A 19,734-nucleotide genomic window follows, 5' to 3' on the forward strand; every position below is an offset into this window, starting at 1 on the left:
ATGCTGCGCAAGATTCACTCGCTCCCGGGGCTCATCGCCGCACTGCTCGTCATGCTCCTCGGGATCACGGGAGCAGTGCTGTCGCTCGATCCCGCCATTGACCGGCTCGGTACCAGCATCCCGGCACACCTGAGCGTGGCCGAACTGGCCGGCCGCGTGGTGGCGCACTACCCCGGGGCCGAACAGATCCAGCGCACGCCCTCGGGCGGGATCATCGTCTACTACCGCAGCGACAGCGGCGCCGGCGCGGACCGCGTCGATCCGCTTACCGGCAGCCGCATCGAACCCTATGTTCCTTCGGCATTCGCGCGCTGGACCAAGCAGCTGCACAGGTCCTTGCTGCTCGACACCACCGGGCGCGCCACCACCGGCATCACGGCCATCGTGATGCTGGTGCTGTGCGTGTCGGGCCTGCTGCTGCTGGTCAAGCGGGTTGGCGGATGGCGCCAGGTGGCAGGGCCATTGCGTGGCAATCGCAGCCAGCGCTGGCATGCCGAGGTGGGCCGCATCGCCATTGCCGGCTTGCTGTTGTCGGCGCTGACAGGCACCTACATGTCGGCCGCCACGTTCAGCCTGGTCTCCGATGGCACGCAGGACGAGCCCGACTTTCCTGCAACTACATCAGGCGGCCCGCCGGCCCCGGTGGCCCGCTTGCCGGCTTTGGCCGCGACGGACCTTGCGCAGCTGCGCGAACTGGTGTTGCCGGACCCCCGCGACAGCGCCGCTGTCTATACCCTTCGCACGAGCCAGGGGGACGGCTATGTGGACCAGTCGAGCGGCAAGTTGCTGGTCTTTCGCGCGCACAGCGGCGTGCGCGATACGTACGAACTGATCTACAAGCTGCACACGGGCGAGGGCCTGTGGTGGCTGGGCCTGCTGCTGGGCCTGTGCGCGCTCGGCGCGGCCTGGCTGGCGGCAACCGGCGCAATCGTCTGGTGGCAACGGCAACGCGCCAAGCCGCGTATTGCCGGCAACAGCCCTGCACAGTCGGCCGAGACATTGATCCTGGTCGGCAGCGAAAACAACAGCACATGGGGATTCGCGCGCGTGCTGCACGACGCGCTGCGCAAGGCCGGGCAGCGGGTGCATACGGCGCCGATGAACCAGGCGCCGTTCCAGCGCAGCCCCGCGCGCCTGGTGTTCATTCTCACCGCGACCTATGGCGATGGCGAGGCTCCTTCGTCCGCCAACCAGTTCCTGGCGCAGCTGGCGCGGCGAGCTCCCGACCCGGCGACGAAATTCGCCGTGCTTGCTTTCGGCGACCGCCAATTCCCCAGATTCTGCCAGTTCGGCAAAGACGTGGACGCGGCGCTCGGTGCGCTTGGTTGCCAGCGCTTGCTGGATCTGGCGACGATCAACCGCCAGTCGTCGCAGGAATTCGCGCGCTGGGGTCTGGCCGTCGGCCCGCTGCTTGGGCTGGCGCTGGACCTCGAACACACGCCGGCACATCCCAAAACCTTCCCGCTGTACCTGCGCGAACGGATCGACTATGGCATCGAGGAGTCCGAGCCCACCGTTGTGTTGCGCTTTGACGCCGGGGCGTCGCCGGCCCCTGCCGGACCGCTGCAACGCCTGTTCAGGCGGCACCGGCTGCCGCACTTCGAGGCAGGCGACCTGGTGGGAATCATCCCGCCGGGCAGCCCGATGCCGCGCTTTTACTCGCTGGCCAGCGGCTCGCGCAACGGTGTGCTCGAAATCTGCGTGCGCAAGCAACCGCACGGCGTGTGTTCGACCTACCTGCATGGACTGCAAACCGGTGAGCGCATCGACGCCTTCATCCAGCCCAATCCGCAGTTCCGCCCGGCCTCCGGAAAGGCGCCGGTGATCCTGATCGGCGCCGGCACCGGCATCGGCCCGCTCGCCGGCTTCATCCGGAACAATACGGGCAAGTACCCGATGTACCTGTACTGGGGCGGCCGCAACCCCGAGTCCGACTTCCTCTACGAGCCCGAGCTCAAGAACTATCTGGCCGACCGCCGGCTCACCCAGCTGCACACGGCGTTCTCGCGCGTGCACAACGGCGTGCACGTGCAGACCAGGCTGACCGAGGATGCCGACAACATGCGCAAGCTGATCGAAAACGGCGGCCAGGTGCTGGTGTGCGGCAGCAGCGCGATGGCCGGCAGCGTGCGCATGGCGCTGGACGAGATTCTCGCTCCCATCCACTTGAGCGTGCTGACGCTCAAAACGAATGGACGCTACCGTGAAGACGTCTTCTGAACAGCCTGCCTTGCAGCGCTACAGCCTCAATGGAAACACGATGGGGACGCGCTACACGGCCATCTTTTACGCGCCGGCGGGCCTTGATACCGCCGCCATCGGCGCCAGCCTGTTTGCCGCCGTGGACAAGGTGGACCGGCAAATGTCGAACTGGATACCCGAGTCCGACCTGTGCCGCCTGAACGCCGCGCCGGGCAACAGCTGGATCGAGGTGCCGCCGGAGCTGGCGCATGTGCTCGAGACGGGCCTGACGGTAGGCCGGGAATCGCATGGCGCCTTTGACATGAACGTGGGGGCGCTGGTCGATGCATGGGGTTTCGGCCCGGCCGGGCGGACCCTGCCGGCGCACGACGCAGTGCCGCAGGAACAGCCGGCCGCGCGCTCCGTCGACACGCTGGAGGTGAACCGCGCACGCCACCAGGTGCGCAAGCGTGGTCCGGTGAAGCTGGACCTGTGCGGCATCGCCAAGGGCTATGGCGTGGACCAGCTCGCATACTGCCTGGACCGCTGGAACATCTCCAGCTACCTGGTCGGCATTGACGGCGAAATGCGCGCGCGCGGCGACAAGCCTGGCGGCGAGGCCTGGGCCGTCGCGATCGAGCAGCCGACCTTTGGCAAGCGCGAAGTCGCCGGCGTGATGGAGTTGAACGACGCGGCCATTGCCACGTCCGGGGATTACCGCCACTGGGTCGAGATCGATGGCAAGCGCTACGCCCACACGATGGACCCCAGGTCGGGACAGCCATTATCGAATGGCCTCGCGGCGGTCACGGTGCTCATGCCGACATGCATGCTGGCCGATGCCTGGGCAACGGCGCTGATGGTGCTGGGCGAGCAGGATGGCGTCGCCCTGGCCAGGGAAAAGGGCATCGATGCGCTGTTCGTGCTGCGCGAAGGTGACCAGCTACGGGAAGTGGTGGTAGCCGGCCGCCTGCTGGGCGACGCAAGCAGCACCTGACGCGGTCCCGATGCCCGGGAGCCAAGCGGCCTGCGCGCCCCACCCTGCGTCAGTCGGCGTCGGGCTGCGCTTCGGGCCGCGCTTTTTCGAACGCAGCCAGGGCCTCGCACCGCTCGCCGATGGCGACCAGGGTCGGATAGGGCGCCAGGTCGCAGCCAAAGCGCCGCGCATTGTAGAGCTGCGGCACCAGGCAGCAGTCGGCCATCGTGGGCGTATCGCCATGGCAGAACAGGCCGGCGCCGCCATCGTGCGCCAGCTGCCGTTCCAGCGCGCCAAAGCCCAGCGCCACCCAATGCCGGTACCAGGCATTCTTCTGCTCGTCCGTGACTCCCAGCTCGCCGCCCAGGTATTTCAGCACCCGTAGGTTGTTGATCGGGTGGATATCGCAGGCGATGGCTTGTGACAGCGCGCGCACCCGCGCGCGGCCGCGCGCATCGGCCGGCAGCAGGGCAATGCCGGGGTGCGTCTCGTCGAGGTACTCGACGATGGCCAGCGATTGCGTCAGCACCAGGCCGTCGTCTTCGAGCACGGGCAGCAGGTGCTGCGGATTGAGCGCGTCGAAGGCCGGGCCGAACTGTTCGCCGCCGTTGCGCGACAGGTGCACATACGCCTCGGTGGCGTGAAGGCCTTTCAGGTTCATCGCAATGCGAACCCGGTAGGACGCGGAACTACGGTAGTACGTGTGCAGCTTCATGATGAGAATGCCGGTGGAAGGTGGAAGGGCTCAGACGATGTCGACCGTGATCGGCGTCAGGCCGTCGATCGTGCCGACCATCCGCTGGCCGGGCAGCACCGCGCCCACGCCTTCGGGCGTGCCGGTCATGATCAGGTCGCCCGGCCGCAGTTCGAACAGGGTCGAGAGCTGGGCGATGGTTTCGCTCACGTTCCAGATCAGTTTGGCCAGGTCGCTGCTTTGCACGGTCTTGCCGTCGACGCTGAGGGCGATCGCGCCGGCCTGGAGCAGGCCGCTGTCGGCCTGCGGCGTGATCGGGCCGATCGGCGCCGAGTAGTCGAAGGCCTTGCCGATCTCCCACGGACGGCCCTGTTCGCGCATGCGCATCTGCAGGTCGCGGCGCGTCATGTCCAGGCCCACCGCGTAGCCGAAGATATGGCTGGCGGCGTCGTCGACGGCGATATCGCGGCCGGCCTTGCCGATCGCGACCACCAGCTCGATCTCGTAGTGGTAATTTTCGGTGCGCGGCGGGTAGGGCAGCGCGACGCTGGCGCCGGCCGGCACCGGCACGACCGACTCGGCGTCGTTCGGCTTGCAGAAGAAGAATGGCGGCTCGCGGTCGGGATCGAAGCCCATTTCGCGGGCGTGGGCCGCGTAGTTGCGGCCGACACAGTAGATGCGGCGCACCGGAAAGCGCGCTGCGCTGCCATTGACCGGCAGGCCGACGATGTTCTGGGCCGGGAAGATGAAGTTGTCGCTCATGGTTGTTCGCTCACAGTCGTTTGATTATTGGGGCAGGAGTTCTTCGCGGAGCAGGCCGATCGCCTGCATCACGGGTCGGTCGGAAAAGCTGAACAGCACCACGTCCTCGGCGGCGTCCAGGGCCAGGGTGGACCAGGACGGGACCACGAAGGTGTCGCGCGGCGCAAAGTCGAAGCGCCGCCCGCCGATGGTGGCCACGCCGTGGCCTTCGACCACGCTGTACACGGTGCCGTCGGTGCTGCGGTGGGGCAGGCCGCGGAAACCGGCCGGCAGCAACTGCATGCAGGCGCCGATGGTGGGCATCGGCGCGCCGCCGTTGAGGGGGTTCACGTAGCGCAGCTTGACCCCGACCCAGGCGTCGATCTCCTGCTGGCGGCGCAGCGTTTCGAGCGCCTCGCGCGAGCGCTCGTAGGGGTAGTTGAAGATCGGCGAGCTGCTGCGCTGGTGCAGCTGGCGCACCGGCGCCATGTTGTAGCCGTAGGCCGCCAGGCTGCGCCCTTCCGGGCGCGCGATCGGCTGGACCGCGCTGTCGCCGTTCTCGGCAAAGCCGCCGTTGAAAAAGCGGGTCAGCGGGATGTCCAGCCCGTCGAGCCAGACCACCGGTTCGCTCACGCCGTCGATGCCCGGGTTGCCGTGGTCGTGCCAGGTCCAGGACGGTGTGAGGATGAAGTCGCCCGGGTGCATCATGGTGCGCTCGCCATCGACCGCCGTGTAGGCACCCTTGCCCTGGACGATGAAGCGCAGCGCCGACTGGGTATGGCGGTGGGCGGGCGCGATTTCGCCGGGCAGGATCAGCTGCAGGCCCGCGTACAGCGACGTGGTGATCGAGGCGCTGCCGGGCATGCGCGGATTTTCTAGCACCAGCACGCGGCGCACGGCTTCCTCGGCCGAGATCACCTCGCCGGAGCGCTTCAGGTGCGGCAGGATATCCTCGTAGCGCCACAGCGCGGCCTCGTAATCGGGCGCGGGCTGGCGCGGCACCAGCGTGTGCAGCGATTCCCACAACGGCGACAGGTGCAGCGCGCGCATGTCCTCGTACAGCGCACGGCGCGCGTCTTGCAGGTCGTTGGTCATGTTCGGTTCTCCTTGGATTTTCAAGCGTCCTTGGCCAGGCAGTTGGCCACGTTCCAGTCGTACAGCCAGGCCAGCGCCTCGTAGAAGCCGGCGGCGCTGCGGCCTTTCCACAGTTCGTTGCGCACCAGGCGCTCGACGCCGGCGGCGTGGTACAGGCGACCCATTTCGCGCACCGACAGCACCACGCGCGCGGTGCGTGCGATGCGCGAGCGCTGGTACAGCGCGAACGCCGCCTGCATGTCGTATTCGCAGTGGCGCACGGCCTCGCCAAGGGTGACTGCGTCTTCGAGCGCCATGCAGGCGCCCTGCGCGAGGTATTGCATCATCGGGTGGGCGGCGTCGCCGAGCAGCGTGATGCGCCCGCGCGTCCAGCTGTCCACCGGCTCGCGGTCGGCGGTGCTCCAGCGGCGCCAGCTCGACGGCAGGGACAACAGCTTGCGCGGCAGCTCGGCAATCCCGGTGAAGTAGGACAGCACTTCTTCCTGGCTGCCCTCGGTCACGCCCCAGGTCTCCTGTTCGCGGCTGTGGAAGGTGACCACCAGGTTGTACAGCTCGCCGCCGCGCAGCGGGTAGTGCACCAGGTGGCAGTTCGGGCCGGCCCAGACCACCGGGGCGTTCATGCGCAGCTCCTCGGGCATGGCGGCAACCGGCACCACGGCGCGATAGACCACGTGTCCGGACACGCGCACGCCGTCGCCGACCACGGTCTCGCGCGCGATCGAGCGCACGCCGTCGCAGCCGATCAGGTAGCCGGAGCGGAAGGCGCGGCCGGTGCTGTCGGTGACGGTCACGCCCTGCTCGTCCTGGCCGATCGATTCGATCCGGCAGGAGGTCACCAGTTCGATGAGCGGATTGCCGCGCACCTGCTCCAGGATGGCGGTATGGATGTCGGCGCGGTGGATCACCGCGTACGGATTGTTAAAGCGCGCGCGGAAGGCGTCGCCCACGTCGAAGCTGGCCACGACGCCGCAGTCGACCGCGTCCATCATGACCAGGCGCTCGGTGAACACCGCGAGCTCGCGCACGCGCTCGCCGGCGCCCAGCGCATCGAGCGCGGCAAAGGCGTTCGGGCCCAGCTGCAGGCCGGCGCCGATTTCGCCCAGCTCGGCCGCCTGTTCCAGCACGGTCACGTGCAGGCCTTGTTTTGCCAGCGCCAGCGCGGCGGCGATGCCGCCGATGCCGGCGCCGGCGACGATCACCGAGGGCAGCGCGCGCGCGCTCTCGCGGTCGGATGAATGCATGGTGGTCTCCTCTTGTTGGATGAATGGCGCCAGTGTGCCCGTTCATCTCTATTTGAGAAACCGATCAAAGCTGATTAGAATAATCAGAAAACCAAATAATCTGGACGCGATGGGCTTCGACCTCGACCTGCTGCTGATCTTTGACGAGATCTACAAGACCGGTAACGTGACGCGCGCTGCCGCCAACCTGGGTTTGCCGCAGTCGACGGTCAGCCTGGGGCTGGGCCGGCTGCGCAGCCATTTCAACGACCGGCTGTTCAGCCGCACGGCCAAGGGCATGGTGCCGACCCCGCGCGCGCAGAACGCGATCGCCGAGGTGCGCCGCGCGGTGCAGGCGCTGCAGCACGCGCTGGCCGACCAGCCCGTGTTCGACCCGGCCGCCAGCACGAGGGAATTCCGCATCTGCATGACCGACATCAGCGAGGTCGTGCTGCTGCCGCATCTGCTCAACCACTTGCGCCAGACCGGTCCCGGCATTCGGGTGGAGATTTCGAAGATTTCGCAAGACACGCCGGCCGGACTGGCCGACGGCGGCGTCGACCTGGCCGTCGGTTTCATGCCGCACCTGGAAGCCGGGTTCTACCAGCAGGTGCTGTTCGACCAGCATTTCGTGTGCCTTGCCGCAGCCAGCCATCCGCGCGTCGGCGCCGCGCTCAGCCGCGAGGCGCTGCTGCGCGAATCGCACATCCGCGTCCTGACCTCGGGCACGGGACACGCGATCGTCGACAAGATCCTGGCCGCCGAAGGGATCGAGCGCAAGATCGCGCTGAAACTGCCCAGCTTCCTCAGCGTTGCGCGCATCGTGGCGCAGACCGAATTGCTGGCGATCGTGCCGTTTCGCTATGCCAGCGAGGTGGCGTCCAGCGAGGCGGTTCGCCTGCTGCCGCTTCCGGTCGAGCTGCCCCGCTTCCAGGTCAAGCAGCACTGGCACGAGCGCTATCATGCCGACGTGTCGAACCGCTGGCTGCGCCAGAGCGTGGCCAACCTGTTTGCGGACTGAACCGGGCCGCGGCGGCGCCCGCCAGGTTTATGCGGCCAGAAGCTGCGCCAGGCTGGCGCGCACCACCTCGGCGGCGGCGGCCACCAGCGGATTGCTCGGCTGCTGCGCCGGCTGCACCATGCACAGCGTCGCTTCCAGGGCCGGGTTCTCGATCTTCTGCCAGGACAGTGCGGGCAGTCCGGCGCCGCGTCCGACCAGGCGCGGCATGATCGAATAGCCGATTCCCTGCGCCACCAGTTGCATGGTCGAGTAGGACGAATCGACCTGCAGCTTGACGTTCACCCCCAGTCCAAGGCGCGCGGCAGCCGATTCGACCGCAACCCGGACCGAGTGATTCCCGTGCGGCAGGATCAACGGCAGCTCGGCCACGGCGGCCAGGGTGACCTGGTCACGGTCCTCACCCACCGGCGCGGCGCCGATCAGGTACAGCGGCTCGGCCACGATCGGCGTGATCTTGATGTTCGGCGAAGCGGCCGGGTTGTAGAGCAAGGCGAAATCGAGCTGGCCCAGCAGCACCGCGTCGTACAGTGCGCCGGACAGGCCTTCGACGACGCTGATCGCCGCGCGCGGGTAGCGCTCCACCAGTTCCGGCAGCAGCAGCGGGATGCAGGCGCGCCCGATGCTGGGCGCCATGCCGATCGCGAGCTGGCCCGAGAACGCCGACTCCGAATCGCGCACCGCGATGGTGGCCGAATCCATCAGGTGCAGCACCGCGCGCGCATATTCGAGGAACTTCTTGCCGGCCTCTGTCAGCAGCACGCCGCGCCCGTGGCGGTAGAACAGGCTGGCGCGCAGCTCGACCTCGAGCGCGCGCACCTGGCGGCTCAGGGTCGACTGGCCGATGTCGAGCAGGTCGGCGGCCTTGATGTAGCTGCCGGTCTCGGCGATGCGCACGAAGTGGCGGATCTGGGTAATCTCCATGTTTGCTCGGCTATCCTGGTGAAGTGGCACGACGGCGCGCTAGGGCATGGCCCATCGGGGCGCGCGCCGGTTCTGGGGCGGCGGTGTGCCGGGCGTCAGTTGGGGCGGCGCGCCGCGATCGCGCGTGCCACGCTGTCGGCCGCCAGCTGCAGGCGCGCCAGCCATTGCCGGATCTGGCCCAGGGACGCCGCCGGCGGCAGCGCGCTCAGCCGCAGCACCAGCACGACCTGCCGCGCGGCGTCGCGCACCGGGACCGACAGGTGCCGCACGTCGTAGGTCGCATCGTCTTGCAGTTCGGCCGGCTCGTGCAGGCCGGCGCGCGCCTTGGCCGCCGCCAGCAGGCGCCGCTCCTGGCCGGGCGTGCGGTGCGGGTTGGAGTACAGCGCGACCATCTCTTCCAGGTTCTCGTCGTCGTCCTGGCCCTGCAGCGCGATCGACCAGCCGCGGCTGCGCACCCGTTCGAGCTGCGCGCGCGCGCTGTCTTGCGTCTCCTGGTCCGCGCGGCCCAGCCGCTCGAGCCACTCGGCGTCGTCCGGCGCCCCCGGGTGGCCCACGAACAGGGGGCCGAGCGGCGGCGCGCATGGCACCCGGAAGCCGAGCCGGCTGCGCAGGCGCCAGTGCGGCGACTGGTTTTCCACCGCCACGTAGACCACGTCGCCGCCGACCGCCGCGATCAGGCTGCATTCGGCGTTCAGTTCCGCGGCCACGGCCTGCATCTGGTCGCGCCCGATCTCGGCCAGCTGCACTGCCTCGATGGTCCCGCGCTCGGCTGCCGCCACCAGCGGTCCGGGCGAAAAGCGCCCGTAGCCGCGCTGGAAGAACAGCAGCGGCGCGGTGTCGCGTTCCAGCTGCATGCCGAGCACGCCGCCCAGCACGATGTAGTGGTCGCCCACCTCATTCACGCTGGTGTAGTCGCAGTCGATCCAGGCCACCACGCCGTCCAGCACCGGGTTGCCGGCCGGGCTGGGATGCCATGCCAGCGCGGAGAACTTGTCCTCGGCCGGCGAGGCGAAATGCTGACAGACCGCCTGCTGGTCGGCCGCCAGGATGTTCACGCAGAAGGTGGGCGAGCCACGCATGCGCGCGAAGGTGCGCGAGGTCTTCATCGGCAGGAAGCCGATCAGCGGCGGATCGAGGGAGACCGAGGTGAAGGTGCCGATCACCATGCCGGCCGGCGTGCCGTGGTCGTCGGTGCAGGTGACGATGGCGACACCGGTCGGATAGCTGCCAAGCACCTCGCGGAAGCGGGCGCCGTCGAACTGCATGGCTGGGGTAGGGGCTTGCATGAGTGTCTCGCTGTCTTGTTATGGAAGATTCTTGTCGCGCCGCGCGCGTCGGGACGGGCGGCCGTTTGGCCTATTATATTGTTCTAGAATAAGAATTCAAGAAATTTCATCGGCGCCGATTCATGCAGTTTGCGCATAGTAGCCTTGAAGGTATTCGGCTTGTATCGCCGCAGCGCAACGCTAACAATGCTCTACGCTGACCGCCCGGAAATGCTGGTCAGGCAACCTTGAGACAAGTAGAGCCATGGACAGATTGAACAACAAAGTCGCCATCGTGTTTGGCGCGGGACCGAATATCGGCGGCACCATCGCCCACTTCCTGGCGCGCGAAGGCGCCAAAGTGTGCGTCACGGACGTGAACGAAAGCGCCGCGGCCGCGGCGGCCGATTTCATCCGTGCGCGCGGCTGGGAAGCGATGAGCCTGGTGGGCGACGCGCGCAACGACGCCGACGTCCAGCGCATCGTCGCCACCACCGTCGAACGCTACGGCCGCCTCGACGTCGCGGTCAATATGGCGGGGCGGGTGCACTGGGACGACGTGCTGAGCATGAAGCTGGACGACTGGCACGATTCGGTCGCCAGCTTCGCCACCGCCGGCCTCTTGACCACCCAGCACGCCGCGCGCGCCATGCTCGCCTGCGGGGCGCAAGGCAGCATCATTCACCTGCTGTCGACCGCGGCCCACTTCGGCGAGGCCGACGGCGCGGCCTACTGCGCGGCCAAGGCCGCGCTGCTGAACTTTGCCCGTTCCGCGGCGATGGACCTGGCCCACCACGGAATCCGCGTCAATACCGTCACGCCGTGCTCGATGGAGCACCAGCTCTGGACCACGATGCGCGACGAGATGTTCGATCCGAACTGGCAGCCGCCGGCGCGGCGCGGCTTCTATTCGCGCCAGGAATACCTCGACCAGCTGCCGCTGCGGCGCTTCCCGCGCGCGTCCGACCTGGCCTGGGCCACGGTGTTCCTGGCCTCGGACGAATCGTCGTGCATGACCGGAGCCGACCTGCCGGTCGACGCCGGCCTGCGCTTCAAGTACCCGACCTGGACCCCGGGCCGGCACGATCCGCGCGACATCAACGACTACGCGCGCGCCACCAAAGTGACGCGCTACGGCGAGGCGCAGGAAAACCTCACCGACCTTCTCGGCGACCCGATCGACCGCTCGTAAACACCACACGGAGACACGATGGATAACATTCTGGACCAGCGGCGCGAAGAGCGCGCCCAACACTTCAAGCAACTGACCGAATGCGGCCGCTGCAAGCCGATGGGGCGCCTGCTGCGCAAGTTCTGGCAGCCGGTCGCGCTGGCCGAGGACGTCGCGGCGGGCGGCGCCATTCCGCTCGTGATCATGGGCGAGGAACTGACCCTGTACCGCGGCGAGAGCGGGGCCCTGCACCTGGTGGGCGGACGCTGCGCGCACCGCCGCACCCAGCTGCACACCGGCTGGGTGGTGGGCGAGGAAATCCGCTGCATCTACCACGGCTGGCAATTCGACGGCAAGGGCGCCTGCACCAGCCGTCCTGCCGAAGCCAATACCGGCATGCCGCGCACGGCCATCCCGGCCTATCCGGTGCGCGAGTACATGGGACTGGTGTTCGCCTACCTGGGCGAGGGCGCGGCGCCGGAATTCGACCTGCCGCGCAAGCTGCAGCTCGAGCGCGAGGGCACGGTCATCGCCAACGGCCGCGAACGCTGGGACAACAACTGGTTCCAGCAAGTGGAAAACTCGCTCGACGCGGTCCACGTGAGCTTCGTGCACATGGCGCTGAAGGTCGGCCCGTTCGGCCAGGCCGTGACCGACGCGATTCCCGAGCTGTCGTACGAGGAAACCAGCGCCGGCATCCGTCAGACCGCCAGGCGTTCGGAGAAGAACGTGCGCGTCAGCGACTGGACCTTCCCGAACAACAACCACGTGACCGTGCCCGGCCTGACCCCGGACGATCCCTGGATCGACGTGTTCGTCTGGATGGTCCCGAACGACGAGCTGAACACGACCCGCTTCATGATCTACGGCCAGCAGCCCGGCGCCAGCGAAGAAGCGCGCGCGCGCTTTCGCGACTACTTCGCCAAGTACGGCAAGTACGACCCGGCCGAGCACCACGACGAGCTGTTCGCCTCGCGCGAGTGGAAGAATCCGGAGGACAGCTTCGTCGGCCTGACCGCGGCCCAGGACTATCTGTCGATCCGCGGCCAGGCGCGCATCACCGCGCGCGAGGACGAGATCCTCGGCCGCTCCGACCTGGGCATCGTCACGCTGCGCAAGCTGTTCTTCCGCGAGCTGGAGCTGCAGGAAGCGGGCCAGCCGACCAAGGCCTGGCGCTCGCTGCACGACGGCTCGCCCTTGCCCAAGCAGCCCGGCCAGGAAGCCGCGTCCTGAACCACCCGGGCGGCGCCGGCACCGGCCGCGCCGCCCCGTCTTTGATTTCACCTGTCACTTATGCTTGATCTGATCCCCCATGACTCGCTTCCCGAGGAGCTGCTGCAGTTTCGCGACTCGATCCGCCGCTTCGTCGACCGCGAACTCATCCCGCTCGAACACGCCCTCGGCGCCAACGGCATGCTGCCGCCCGAGCAGGCCGAGGCCCTGCGCGAACGCGCCAGGCAGGCCGGCTTCTGGCTGATGGACGTGCCCGAGGAATTCGGCGGCCAGGGCCTGCCGCTGCTGGCGCTGGCCGTGTTCTGGGAAGAGGTCGGGCGCAGCACGGTCGCCTCCTGGGTGCGCGACCACGGCCTGTTCGGCCCGATGGTCGGCCCGATCCTGCTCGGCCTGAACGAGGCGCAGCGCGCGCGCTATCTGCAGCCCGTGCTTGACGGCAGCAAGCGCTCCTGCTTTGCCCAGACCGAACCGGACGCCGGCTCCGACCCGTCGATGATGCGCACGCGCGCCGTGCGCACCGCAACCGGCTACCGGATCAACGGCGTCAAGCGCTACATCACGCGCGCGAAGGTGGCCGACTTCGCCATCGTCATGGCGGTCACCGATCCCGAGAAGGGCGCGCGCGGCGGCATCTCCTGCTTCATCGTCGACCTGGACGCGCCCGGCGTGACGCTGGCGAGCTCGGAAAAGACGCTGATGGGCGACGCTCCGTGCGAAATCAGTTTCGAGGATGTCGAGGTCCCGTTCGAGAACCTGGTGGGCGAGGAAGGGCGCGGCTTCGCGCTGGCGCAGGGCTACATCAACTATGGCCGGGTGCGCCAGGGCGCGCATGCCTGCGGCGCGGCGGCGCGCTGCCTGGAACTGACCGCCGCCTACGCGCACCAGCGCAAGACCTTCGGCCAGGTGCTGGCCGAGCGCCAGGGCGTGCAGTGGATGATCGCGGACGCCTTCACCGAACTGTATTGCACGCGCCTCTTGGTGTACGACGCGGCGCGCAAGACCGACGCCGGCATGGAAGCGCGTACCGAGACCTTCATGATCAAGACCTTCGGCGTGGAGGCGCTGTGGCGCGTGGTCGACACCTGCATGCAGCTGCATGGCGGCATGGGGCTGACCGAGGACACGCCGATCGAGCGTTTCTGGCGCGACCTGCGCAGCTACCGCATCACCGAGGGCCCGACCGAGGTGCTGCGCACCACGCTCGCGCGCCAGATCCTCAAACATTACAGCTGATCCGGGGAGCCACGCATGAATAACGCACTCGAAGGCATCCTGGTCATCGAACTGGGCACGGTCCTGACCGCGCCGCTGGCCGGCATGATGCTGGCCGACCTGGGCGCGCGCGTCATCAAGGTCGAGCATCCCAACGGCGGCGACCCGTTCCGCCGCCACGCGGGCAAGCTGTACAGCCCGCACTTCGCTTCCTACAACCGCAACAAGGAAAGCATCCAGCTCGACCTGCAGAGCGAGTCCGGCAAGGCCGACCTCCTGACCTTGCTGGCGCGCGCCGACGTCCTGCTGGAAAACTACCGCCCGGGCGTGATGGCGCGCCTGGGCCTGACCGAGGCCGCGCTCGCCCAGGTCAATCCGCGCCTGGTGTGGTGCTCGATCACCGGCTTCGGGGCCGAGGGCCCGTACCGCGACCGCCCGTGCTACGACGCGGTGGCGCTGGGACTGTCCGGGCTGGCCAGCCAGATGCTCGATCCGGCGCGCCCGGCGATGACCGGCCCCACCATTTCCGACAACGTCACCGGCATGTACGCCAGCTACGGCATCCTGGGCGCGCTGATGCGGCGCCACCGCACCGGCAATGGCGCGCGGGTCGAGGTCAACATGCTCGAGGCCTCGATCGCGTTTTCGCCCGAGGGCTTCGCGCAATACAGCCTGCTCGGCGCCGTGGCCACGCCGCAGAGCCGGGTGGCGATCTCGCAGTCGCATGCCTTCCCCTGCGCCGACGGGGCGCTGGTGGCGGTGCACCTGTCGTCGGTGGAGAAGTTCTGGCAGGCCTTCGTCGCCGTGATCGAGCGGCCCGACCTGCTGGAGGACGCCCGCTTCCTGGGCCCGGAGCTGCGCACCCGCCATTACGCGGCGCTGAACGAGGAAGTGGCGCGCACCTTCCGCACCCGCACCCGCGAACAGTGGTGCGCCCGGCTGGCCGCAAGCGACGTGCCGTTCGCGCCGGTGAACACCATCCCCGAAGTCATGCAGGACCCGCAGGTGCGGCAGGCGGGCACCTTCTACCAGGCCGCGCATCCGGAACGCGGGACCATGGTGGCGGTCCACCGCCCGGTGACCATCGACGGCGAGCGCGGGCCCACCGCACGGCCGGCGCCGCTCCTCGGCGAACACGACGCGGCGCTGCGCGCCGAATTCAAGCTCGGCTGATGCCCGGCGCATTTCAGGAAGAGACAGCATGAACCAAGAAGAGATCAGCCAGATCGCCGGCCTGCTCTGGACGGCGGAACAACAACGTATCCCGTGCGCGCCGCTGCGCGAGCGCATCCTGGCCGCGGCCGGCGGCGAGGACCCGCTCGCCTGCGCCTACGCGGTGCAGCAACACAACGCGCGGCGCCGCATCGAGGCCGGCGCGCGCGTGGTCGGGCGCAAGATCGGCCTGACCTCGGCCGCCGTGCAGAAGCAGCTGGGCGTGGATTCGCCCGACTTCGGCATGCTGTTCGCCGACATGGCCTACGGCGATGGCGAGGCGATCCCGTTGGCGCGCACCCCGCTGCAGCCGAAGGTCGAGGCCGAGATCGCGCTGGTGCTCGGGCGCGACCTCACGCACGAGCGCCATACCTTCGCCGACATCATCTCGGCCACCGCCTATGCGCTGCCCGCCATCGAGGTGGTGGGCAGCCGCATCGAGAACTGGAACATCAAGCTGCTGGACACGGTGGCCGACAACGCCTCCTCCGGCGCCTTCGTGCTCGGTTCCCGGCCGGTGCCGCTGGCGCGCCTGGACCTGGTCAACTGCGCGATGACGATGGAGCGCGGCGGCGAGACGGTATCGGCCGGCAGCGGCGCGGCCTGCCTGGCCAATCCGCTGAATGCGGCGGTCTGGCTGGCGGACATGATGGCGCGCGTCGGCACGCCGCTGCGCGCGGGCGACGTGCTGCTGACCGGGGCGCTGGGCCCGATGGCGGCGGTGGCGCCGGGGGACCAGTTCGTGGCGCGCATCGACGGCTTGGGCGAACTGCGCGCGGTGTTTGGCAACTGACAAAGGATTTCAGCATGACTCAACAGACAAGGAAACGGGTGGCCATCATCGGCTCGGGCAATATCGGCACCGACCTGATGATCAAGATTCTGCGCCATGGCAAGCATATCGAGATGGGCGCGATGGTCGGCATCGACCCCGCCTCCGACGGCCTGGCGCGCGCGGCGCGCATGGGCGTGGCCGTGACCCACGAAGGCGTCGAGGGCCTGGCGCGGCTGCCGGTGTTCGACGAGATCGAGATCGTGTTCGACGCCACCTCGGCCGGGGCGCACGTCAGCAACGACGCCTTCCTGCGCGGCCTGCGCCCGTCGCTGCGCATGATCGACCTGACCCCGGCCGCGATCGGCCCGTACTGCATCCCGGTGGTCAACGGCGAGCGGCACGTCGGCGCGCCGAACGTGAACATGGTCACCTGCGGCGGCCAGGCCACGATTCCGATGGTCGCCGCGGTGGCCCGGGTCGCGCCGGTCCACTACGCCGAGATCGTCGCATCGATCGCCAGCAAGTCGGCCGGGCCGGGCACGCGCGCCAACATCGACGAGTTCACCGAAACCACGTCGCGCGCGATCGTCGAAGTCGGCGGCGCGCGGCAGGGCAAGGCGATCATCATCATGAATCCGGCCGAGCCGCCGCTGATCATGCGCGACACGGTGTACTGCCTGGCCGCGCTGGACGCCGACCAGGACGCGATCCGCGCCTCGGTGCGCGAGATGGCCGCCGCCGTGGCCTCGTACGTGCCCGGCTATCGCCTCAAGCAGGAGGTGCAGTTCGAGGCGCTGGGGCCGGACAACGCGCCCAACGTGCCGGGCATCGGCCGCCAGGCCGGCCTGAAGGTGTCGATCTTCCTCGAGGTCGAAGGCGCTGCGCACTACCTGCCCGCGTATGCCGGCAACCTGGACATCATGACCAGCGCCGCGATGGCGACGGCCGAACGCATCGCGGCCGGCATGGCGCAATAAGGATTGGACGGAGAAAACCATGTTTGACAACGACAAGAAGATCTATGTCTCGGACGTCACCCTGCGCGACGGCATGCACGCGGTGCGGCACCAGTACTCGCTGGAGCAGGCGGTGCGCATCGCGCGCGCGCTCGATGCGGCCAAGGTCGATTCGATCGAGGTGGCGCACGGCGACGGCCTGCGCGGATCGAGCTTCAACTACGGGTTCGGCGCGCACAGCGACCTCGAATGGATCGAGGCGGTGGCGGCCAGCATCACGCACGCCAAGGTGGCCACCTTGCTGTTGCCCGGCATCGGCACCATCCACGACCTGAAGAACGCGTACGACGCCGGCGCGCGCGTGGTGCGCGTGGCCACCCACTGCACCGAGGCCGACGTCTCGCGCCAGCACATCGAGTACGCGCGCGAGCTGGGCATGGACACGGTGGGTTTCCTGATGATGAGCCACATGAACACCCCGGCCGGGCTGGCGCAGCAGGCCAAGCTGATGGAAAGCTACGGCGCCCAATGCGTGTACGTGGTGGACTCGGGCGGGGCGATGAACATGTACGACATCGCCGCGCGCTTCAAAGCCCTCAAGGACGTGCTGCTGCCGCAGACCCAGACCGGCATGCACGCGCACCACAACCTGAGCCTGGGCGTGGCCAATTCGCTGGTGGCGCTGGAACACGGCTGCGACCGCATCGACGCCAGCCTGGCCGGCATGGGCGCGGGCGCCGGCAACGCCCCGCTGGAAGTGTTCATCGCCGCGGCCGACCGCATGGGCCTTGCGCACGGCTGCGACGTCAAGCTGCTGATCGATGCGGCCGAGGACATCGTGCGGCCGCTGCAGGAGCGTCCGGTGCGGGTCGACCGCGAGACCCTGGCGCTGGGCTTTGCCGGCGTGTATTCGAGCTTCCTGCGCCACGCCGAGGCGGCCGCGGCCAAGTACGGCATCCCCGCCTTCGACATCCTGGTCGAGCTGGGCAAGCGGCGCATGGTGGGCGGCCAGGAAGACATGATCGTCGATGTCGCCCTCGACATGCTCAAGCAGCGCGCCGCCGCGTCCGATGCAAAAGGCGTATAGCAGCGATGCATAAATTCGGGTTGCACCCGGGAATGCATATGTGGAGAATTCTAGAATAGAACTTCCAGAGGAATCGCTCTGGTAACTCACCGGGCATCCCTGCTTTCTTTCGTATTACCGGATCGCCGCGCAACCAACCCACACAGATGGGGCGCGGCGGTCCCGCAGTACCGGCCCGTGCAGGGGGCGCTTGCGGCGCCTGCACGGGCCGGCGAGAGGGCCGTCGTCAGGCCTTGCATATAACAATGGAGACAACATGAAGAAGTTCGTAGTCGGCATGGCCGCATTCTGCGCGTCGGCCGTGTCGTTCGCCCAGGAAGCGTCAAACCCGGCCCCGGCGCAGGCCGGCAACCTGAAAGTCTATGGCGTGGCCGATCTCGCGCTGGCCAACTACCGCACCTCGGGTCAGTCCAAGACCGCCATGCACGCCGGTGGTTCCGGCTCGCGCATTGGTTTTCTGGCAAGTGAAGGCCTGGGGCAGGGCTGGACGGTCAGCGCCAGGCTCGAAGCCGGCGTGAACATGGATTCGGGCACCTCGAGTTCCACCAACGGCGTGGCCAACCGCGTGTTCGGGCGCCAGGCTTATGTCGAGATCGCGAGCAAGCAGTTCGGCGCCGTGCGGCTGGGCCGCCAGCAGGGCCCGACCTACGACTTCTTCCCCGGCTACGATCCGATGCTGTTGCCGGCGATGGATGCCTGGGGCGTGGTCACCACCCTCGGCTTTCCGGCGCCCGGCACGCCGAGCGGAACGGGCTCGCCCGGTGGCTTCCTGATCAACCCGACCGCGCGCACCGAGAACACGGTCGGCTATATCTCGCCGCGCCTGGCCGGCGTGCAGGGCCGGCTGTCGTACAGCGTGAACGAAGGCGCGGCCACCCAGCCGGCCTTGCTGGAGGCGGGCATGGATTACGTGCGCGGTCCGCTGCAGCTGGGCGTGCTGTTCGTGCGCGCCGGCGCCACCCCGGGCGCCGGCACGGTGCTGGCCACCGACTCCAATTCCGAGATCGCCTTCGGGGCCAAGTACGAGGCCGGTCCGGTCCAGCCGTACTTCACCTACATCCGGCGCGCCTCGACCGACCCGACGCGCGCGCGCGCCGGCGGCATCCTCAACGACCACAGCGAGAACGTCAAGCTGGTCGGCCTGGTGATCCCGGTGTCCGCGCGCGGCGCCGTGCGCATGACCTATGGCCGCTACGCCAGCGGCGCGGCCAACAGCGATGCGGCCAATATCGGCGTGGCCTACACCTACGCGGTCAGCCGCAGCCTGCAGCTGATGGCCGCCGTGACCCACCTGTCCCAGGACAGCGCGGCACGCTACATGGTGTTCCAGAGCCCGCGCCCCAAGGCAGGCGAGTCGGTGGACGCCTTCACGACCGGCCTGACCTGGCGCTTCTGAGCCGGCCCCGCCGCACACCGCAGCCCCGGGTGTCGCGCACGCCCCGGGAAGCTGAAATCTCCTACTGAGGAACGCACATGACCAACAAATCACCCTGGTATTACATCGTCCACTGGCTGCGCCTGTACTTTGGCGCCCACCTGCTGTTTTCCGGTATCCGCTACGCGGCGACCGGCTATGTTCCGGAAATTCCGGGCGTGGGCGGCGAGTGGGTCCAGGCCAACGCCAACATCTACCTGTACCAGATGATCAAGTACCTCGAGATCGTCACCGGCGCGATGATTTTCTTCAACCGCTTCACCCTGCTGGGCCTGATCCTGGAATTCCCCGCGACCGTGAACATCTTCTGGCTCAACACCTTCATCGTGGCCACGCCGCGCCAGCTGTTCACCGGGCCGCAGGAGCTCTTCATGAACGGCGTCCTGCTGCTCGCCTACAGCGGATGGATGTTCGCGGCCGTGCGCCCGAAACTGGAGCCGCTGTGGCTGTGGACCGGTGCGGCCGCCTACCGGCCCGCGATCGGCAGCCGCATCTTTGACAAGACGAACGCAAACAACAATTGACAGCGAGGTGCATCG

General features: G+C 68.3%; 18 protein-coding genes. 12 read left to right on the top strand and 6 right to left on the bottom strand.

The window, feature by feature from the left end; translation table 11 throughout:
- Both NX773_RS17110 and NX773_RS17115 read left to right on the top strand, forming a co-directional pair.
- Positions 1-2,220, top strand: coding sequence for a PepSY domain-containing protein (locus NX773_RS17110; RefSeq protein ID WP_258857513.1), 2,220 nt, complete (start codon positions 1-3; stop codon positions 2,218-2,220).
- Entirely contained in the window at positions 2,204-3,178 is a 975-nt protein-coding gene (locus NX773_RS17115) for an FAD:protein FMN transferase (protein ID WP_258857514.1), read from the top strand. The genes NX773_RS17110 and NX773_RS17115 overlap by 17 nt, the downstream gene beginning before the upstream one ends.
- Positions 3,179-3,227: 49 nt before the next feature.
- Here the strand turns inward: NX773_RS17115 and maiA are convergent, their stop codons facing one another.
- The 4 genes from maiA to NX773_RS17135 are packed head-to-tail and all read right to left on the bottom strand — an operon-like array spanning position 3,228 to position 6,928.
- Complete coding sequence (gene maiA / locus NX773_RS17120) at positions 3,228-3,872, bottom strand: maleylacetoacetate isomerase (RefSeq protein ID WP_258857515.1); 645 nt, start codon at positions 3,870-3,872, stop codon at positions 3,228-3,230.
- Between the two features lie 30 nt (positions 3,873-3,902).
- Positions 3,903-4,613, bottom strand: coding sequence for a fumarylacetoacetate hydrolase family protein (locus NX773_RS17125; RefSeq protein ID WP_258857516.1), 711 nt, complete (start codon positions 4,611-4,613; stop codon positions 3,903-3,905).
- A gap of 24 nt (positions 4,614-4,637) precedes the next feature.
- Positions 4,638-5,687 carry a gentisate 1,2-dioxygenase gene (gtdA, locus tag NX773_RS17130; protein ID WP_258857517.1) on the bottom strand — a complete coding sequence of 350 codons (1,050 nt, stop codon included), beginning with the start codon at positions 5,685-5,687 and terminating at the stop codon, positions 4,638-4,640.
- Between the two features lie 20 nt (positions 5,688-5,707).
- Entirely contained in the window at positions 5,708-6,928 is a 1,221-nt protein-coding gene (locus NX773_RS17135; protein WP_258857518.1) for a 3-hydroxybenzoate 6-monooxygenase, read from the bottom strand.
- 109 nt (positions 6,929-7,037) lie between these two features.
- Here NX773_RS17135 and NX773_RS17140 point away from each other — a divergent pair, with 109 nt between their 5' ends.
- A complete protein-coding gene (locus NX773_RS17140; RefSeq protein WP_258857519.1) occupies positions 7,038-7,928 on the top strand; it encodes a LysR family transcriptional regulator in 891 nt (296 codons plus the stop codon).
- Between the two features lie 27 nt (positions 7,929-7,955).
- On the opposite strand, the gene NX773_RS17145 is transcribed toward NX773_RS17140, so the two are convergent.
- Positions 7,956-8,849 carry a LysR family transcriptional regulator gene (locus tag NX773_RS17145; protein ID WP_258857520.1) on the bottom strand — a complete coding sequence of 298 codons (894 nt, stop codon included), beginning with the start codon at positions 8,847-8,849 and terminating at the stop codon, positions 7,956-7,958.
- A gap of 95 nt (positions 8,850-8,944) precedes the next feature.
- Positions 8,945-10,135 (bottom strand): flavin reductase, encoded by a 1,191-nt coding sequence (locus NX773_RS17150; RefSeq protein ID WP_258857521.1) that lies wholly within the window; start codon positions 10,133-10,135, stop codon positions 8,945-8,947.
- Positions 10,136-10,379: 244 nt separating this feature from the next.
- On the opposite strand from NX773_RS17150, the gene NX773_RS17155 reads away from it, so the two are divergent.
- From NX773_RS17155 to NX773_RS17195, 9 genes are all read left to right on the top strand, one after another.
- Positions 10,380-11,306 carry an SDR family NAD(P)-dependent oxidoreductase gene (locus NX773_RS17155; RefSeq protein ID WP_258857522.1) on the top strand — a complete coding sequence of 309 codons (927 nt, stop codon included), beginning with the start codon at positions 10,380-10,382 and terminating at the stop codon, positions 11,304-11,306.
- A gap of 18 nt (positions 11,307-11,324) precedes the next feature.
- Entirely contained in the window at positions 11,325-12,518 is a 1,194-nt protein-coding gene (locus NX773_RS17160; protein ID WP_258857523.1) for a Rieske 2Fe-2S domain-containing protein, read from the top strand.
- Between the two features lie 60 nt (positions 12,519-12,578).
- Positions 12,579-13,751 carry an acyl-CoA dehydrogenase family protein gene (locus NX773_RS17165; protein WP_258857524.1) on the top strand — a complete coding sequence of 391 codons (1,173 nt, stop codon included), beginning with the start codon at positions 12,579-12,581 and terminating at the stop codon, positions 13,749-13,751.
- Between the two features lie 15 nt (positions 13,752-13,766).
- On the top strand, positions 13,767-14,903 hold the full coding sequence (locus NX773_RS17170) for a CaiB/BaiF CoA transferase family protein (protein WP_258857525.1): 1,137 nt from the start codon (positions 13,767-13,769) through the stop codon (positions 14,901-14,903).
- A 28-nt stretch (positions 14,904-14,931) separates the two neighbouring features.
- Positions 14,932-15,735, top strand: a complete 804-nt coding sequence (locus tag NX773_RS17175) for a 2-keto-4-pentenoate hydratase (protein ID WP_258857526.1) — start codon at positions 14,932-14,934, stop codon at positions 15,733-15,735.
- A gap of 14 nt (positions 15,736-15,749) precedes the next feature.
- Positions 15,750-16,694 carry an acetaldehyde dehydrogenase (acetylating) gene (locus NX773_RS17180; RefSeq protein WP_258857527.1) on the top strand — a complete coding sequence of 315 codons (945 nt, stop codon included), beginning with the start codon at positions 15,750-15,752 and terminating at the stop codon, positions 16,692-16,694.
- Positions 16,695-16,713: 19 nt separating this feature from the next.
- Positions 16,714-17,760 carry a 4-hydroxy-2-oxovalerate aldolase gene (gene dmpG, locus NX773_RS17185; RefSeq protein ID WP_258857528.1) on the top strand — a complete coding sequence of 349 codons (1,047 nt, stop codon included), beginning with the start codon at positions 16,714-16,716 and terminating at the stop codon, positions 17,758-17,760.
- 256 nt (positions 17,761-18,016) lie between these two features.
- Positions 18,017-19,156, top strand: coding sequence for a porin (locus tag NX773_RS17190; RefSeq protein ID WP_258857529.1), 1,140 nt, complete (start codon positions 18,017-18,019; stop codon positions 19,154-19,156).
- 77 nt (positions 19,157-19,233) lie between these two features.
- Positions 19,234-19,719: a hypothetical protein gene (locus tag NX773_RS17195; protein WP_258857530.1), complete on the top strand. Its 486-nt coding sequence runs from the start codon at positions 19,234-19,236 to the stop codon at positions 19,717-19,719.
- Positions 19,720-19,734: the final 15 nt, after the last annotated feature.

Source organism: Massilia solisilvae, from assembly GCF_024753215.1.
GTDB classification, from domain to species: Bacteria; Pseudomonadota; Gammaproteobacteria; order Burkholderiales; family Burkholderiaceae_D; genus Telluria; species Telluria solisilvae.

Coding starts and splice junctions, on each gene's coding strand:
- NX773_RS17110 (WP_258857513.1), top strand. CDS start 1: ATGCTGCGCAAGATTCACTCGCTCCCGGGGCTCATCGCCGCACTGCTC.
- maiA (WP_258857515.1), bottom strand. CDS start 3,872: ATGAAGCTGCACACGTACTACCGTAGTTCCGCGTCCTACCGGGTTCGC.
- NX773_RS17125 (WP_258857516.1), bottom strand. CDS start 4,613: ATGAGCGACAACTTCATCTTCCCGGCCCAGAACATCGTCGGCCTGCCG.
- gtdA (WP_258857517.1), bottom strand. CDS start 5,687: ATGACCAACGACCTGCAAGACGCGCGCCGTGCGCTGTACGAGGACATG.
- NX773_RS17135 (WP_258857518.1), bottom strand. CDS start 6,928: ATGCATTCATCCGACCGCGAGAGCGCGCGCGCGCTGCCCTCGGTGATC.
- NX773_RS17140 (WP_258857519.1), top strand. CDS start 7,038: ATGGGCTTCGACCTCGACCTGCTGCTGATCTTTGACGAGATCTACAAG.
- NX773_RS17145 (WP_258857520.1), bottom strand. CDS start 8,849: ATGGAGATTACCCAGATCCGCCACTTCGTGCGCATCGCCGAGACCGGC.
- NX773_RS17150 (WP_258857521.1), bottom strand. CDS start 10,135: ATGCAAGCCCCTACCCCAGCCATGCAGTTCGACGGCGCCCGCTTCCGC.
- NX773_RS17155 (WP_258857522.1), top strand. CDS start 10,380: ATGGACAGATTGAACAACAAAGTCGCCATCGTGTTTGGCGCGGGACCG.
- NX773_RS17160 (WP_258857523.1), top strand. CDS start 11,325: ATGGATAACATTCTGGACCAGCGGCGCGAAGAGCGCGCCCAACACTTC.
- NX773_RS17165 (WP_258857524.1), top strand. CDS start 12,579: ATGCTTGATCTGATCCCCCATGACTCGCTTCCCGAGGAGCTGCTGCAG.
- NX773_RS17170 (WP_258857525.1), top strand. CDS start 13,767: ATGAATAACGCACTCGAAGGCATCCTGGTCATCGAACTGGGCACGGTC.
- NX773_RS17175 (WP_258857526.1), top strand. CDS start 14,932: ATGAACCAAGAAGAGATCAGCCAGATCGCCGGCCTGCTCTGGACGGCG.
- NX773_RS17180 (WP_258857527.1), top strand. CDS start 15,750: ATGACTCAACAGACAAGGAAACGGGTGGCCATCATCGGCTCGGGCAAT.
- dmpG (WP_258857528.1), top strand. CDS start 16,714: ATGTTTGACAACGACAAGAAGATCTATGTCTCGGACGTCACCCTGCGC.
- NX773_RS17190 (WP_258857529.1), top strand. CDS start 18,017: ATGAAGAAGTTCGTAGTCGGCATGGCCGCATTCTGCGCGTCGGCCGTG.
- NX773_RS17195 (WP_258857530.1), top strand. CDS start 19,234: ATGACCAACAAATCACCCTGGTATTACATCGTCCACTGGCTGCGCCTG.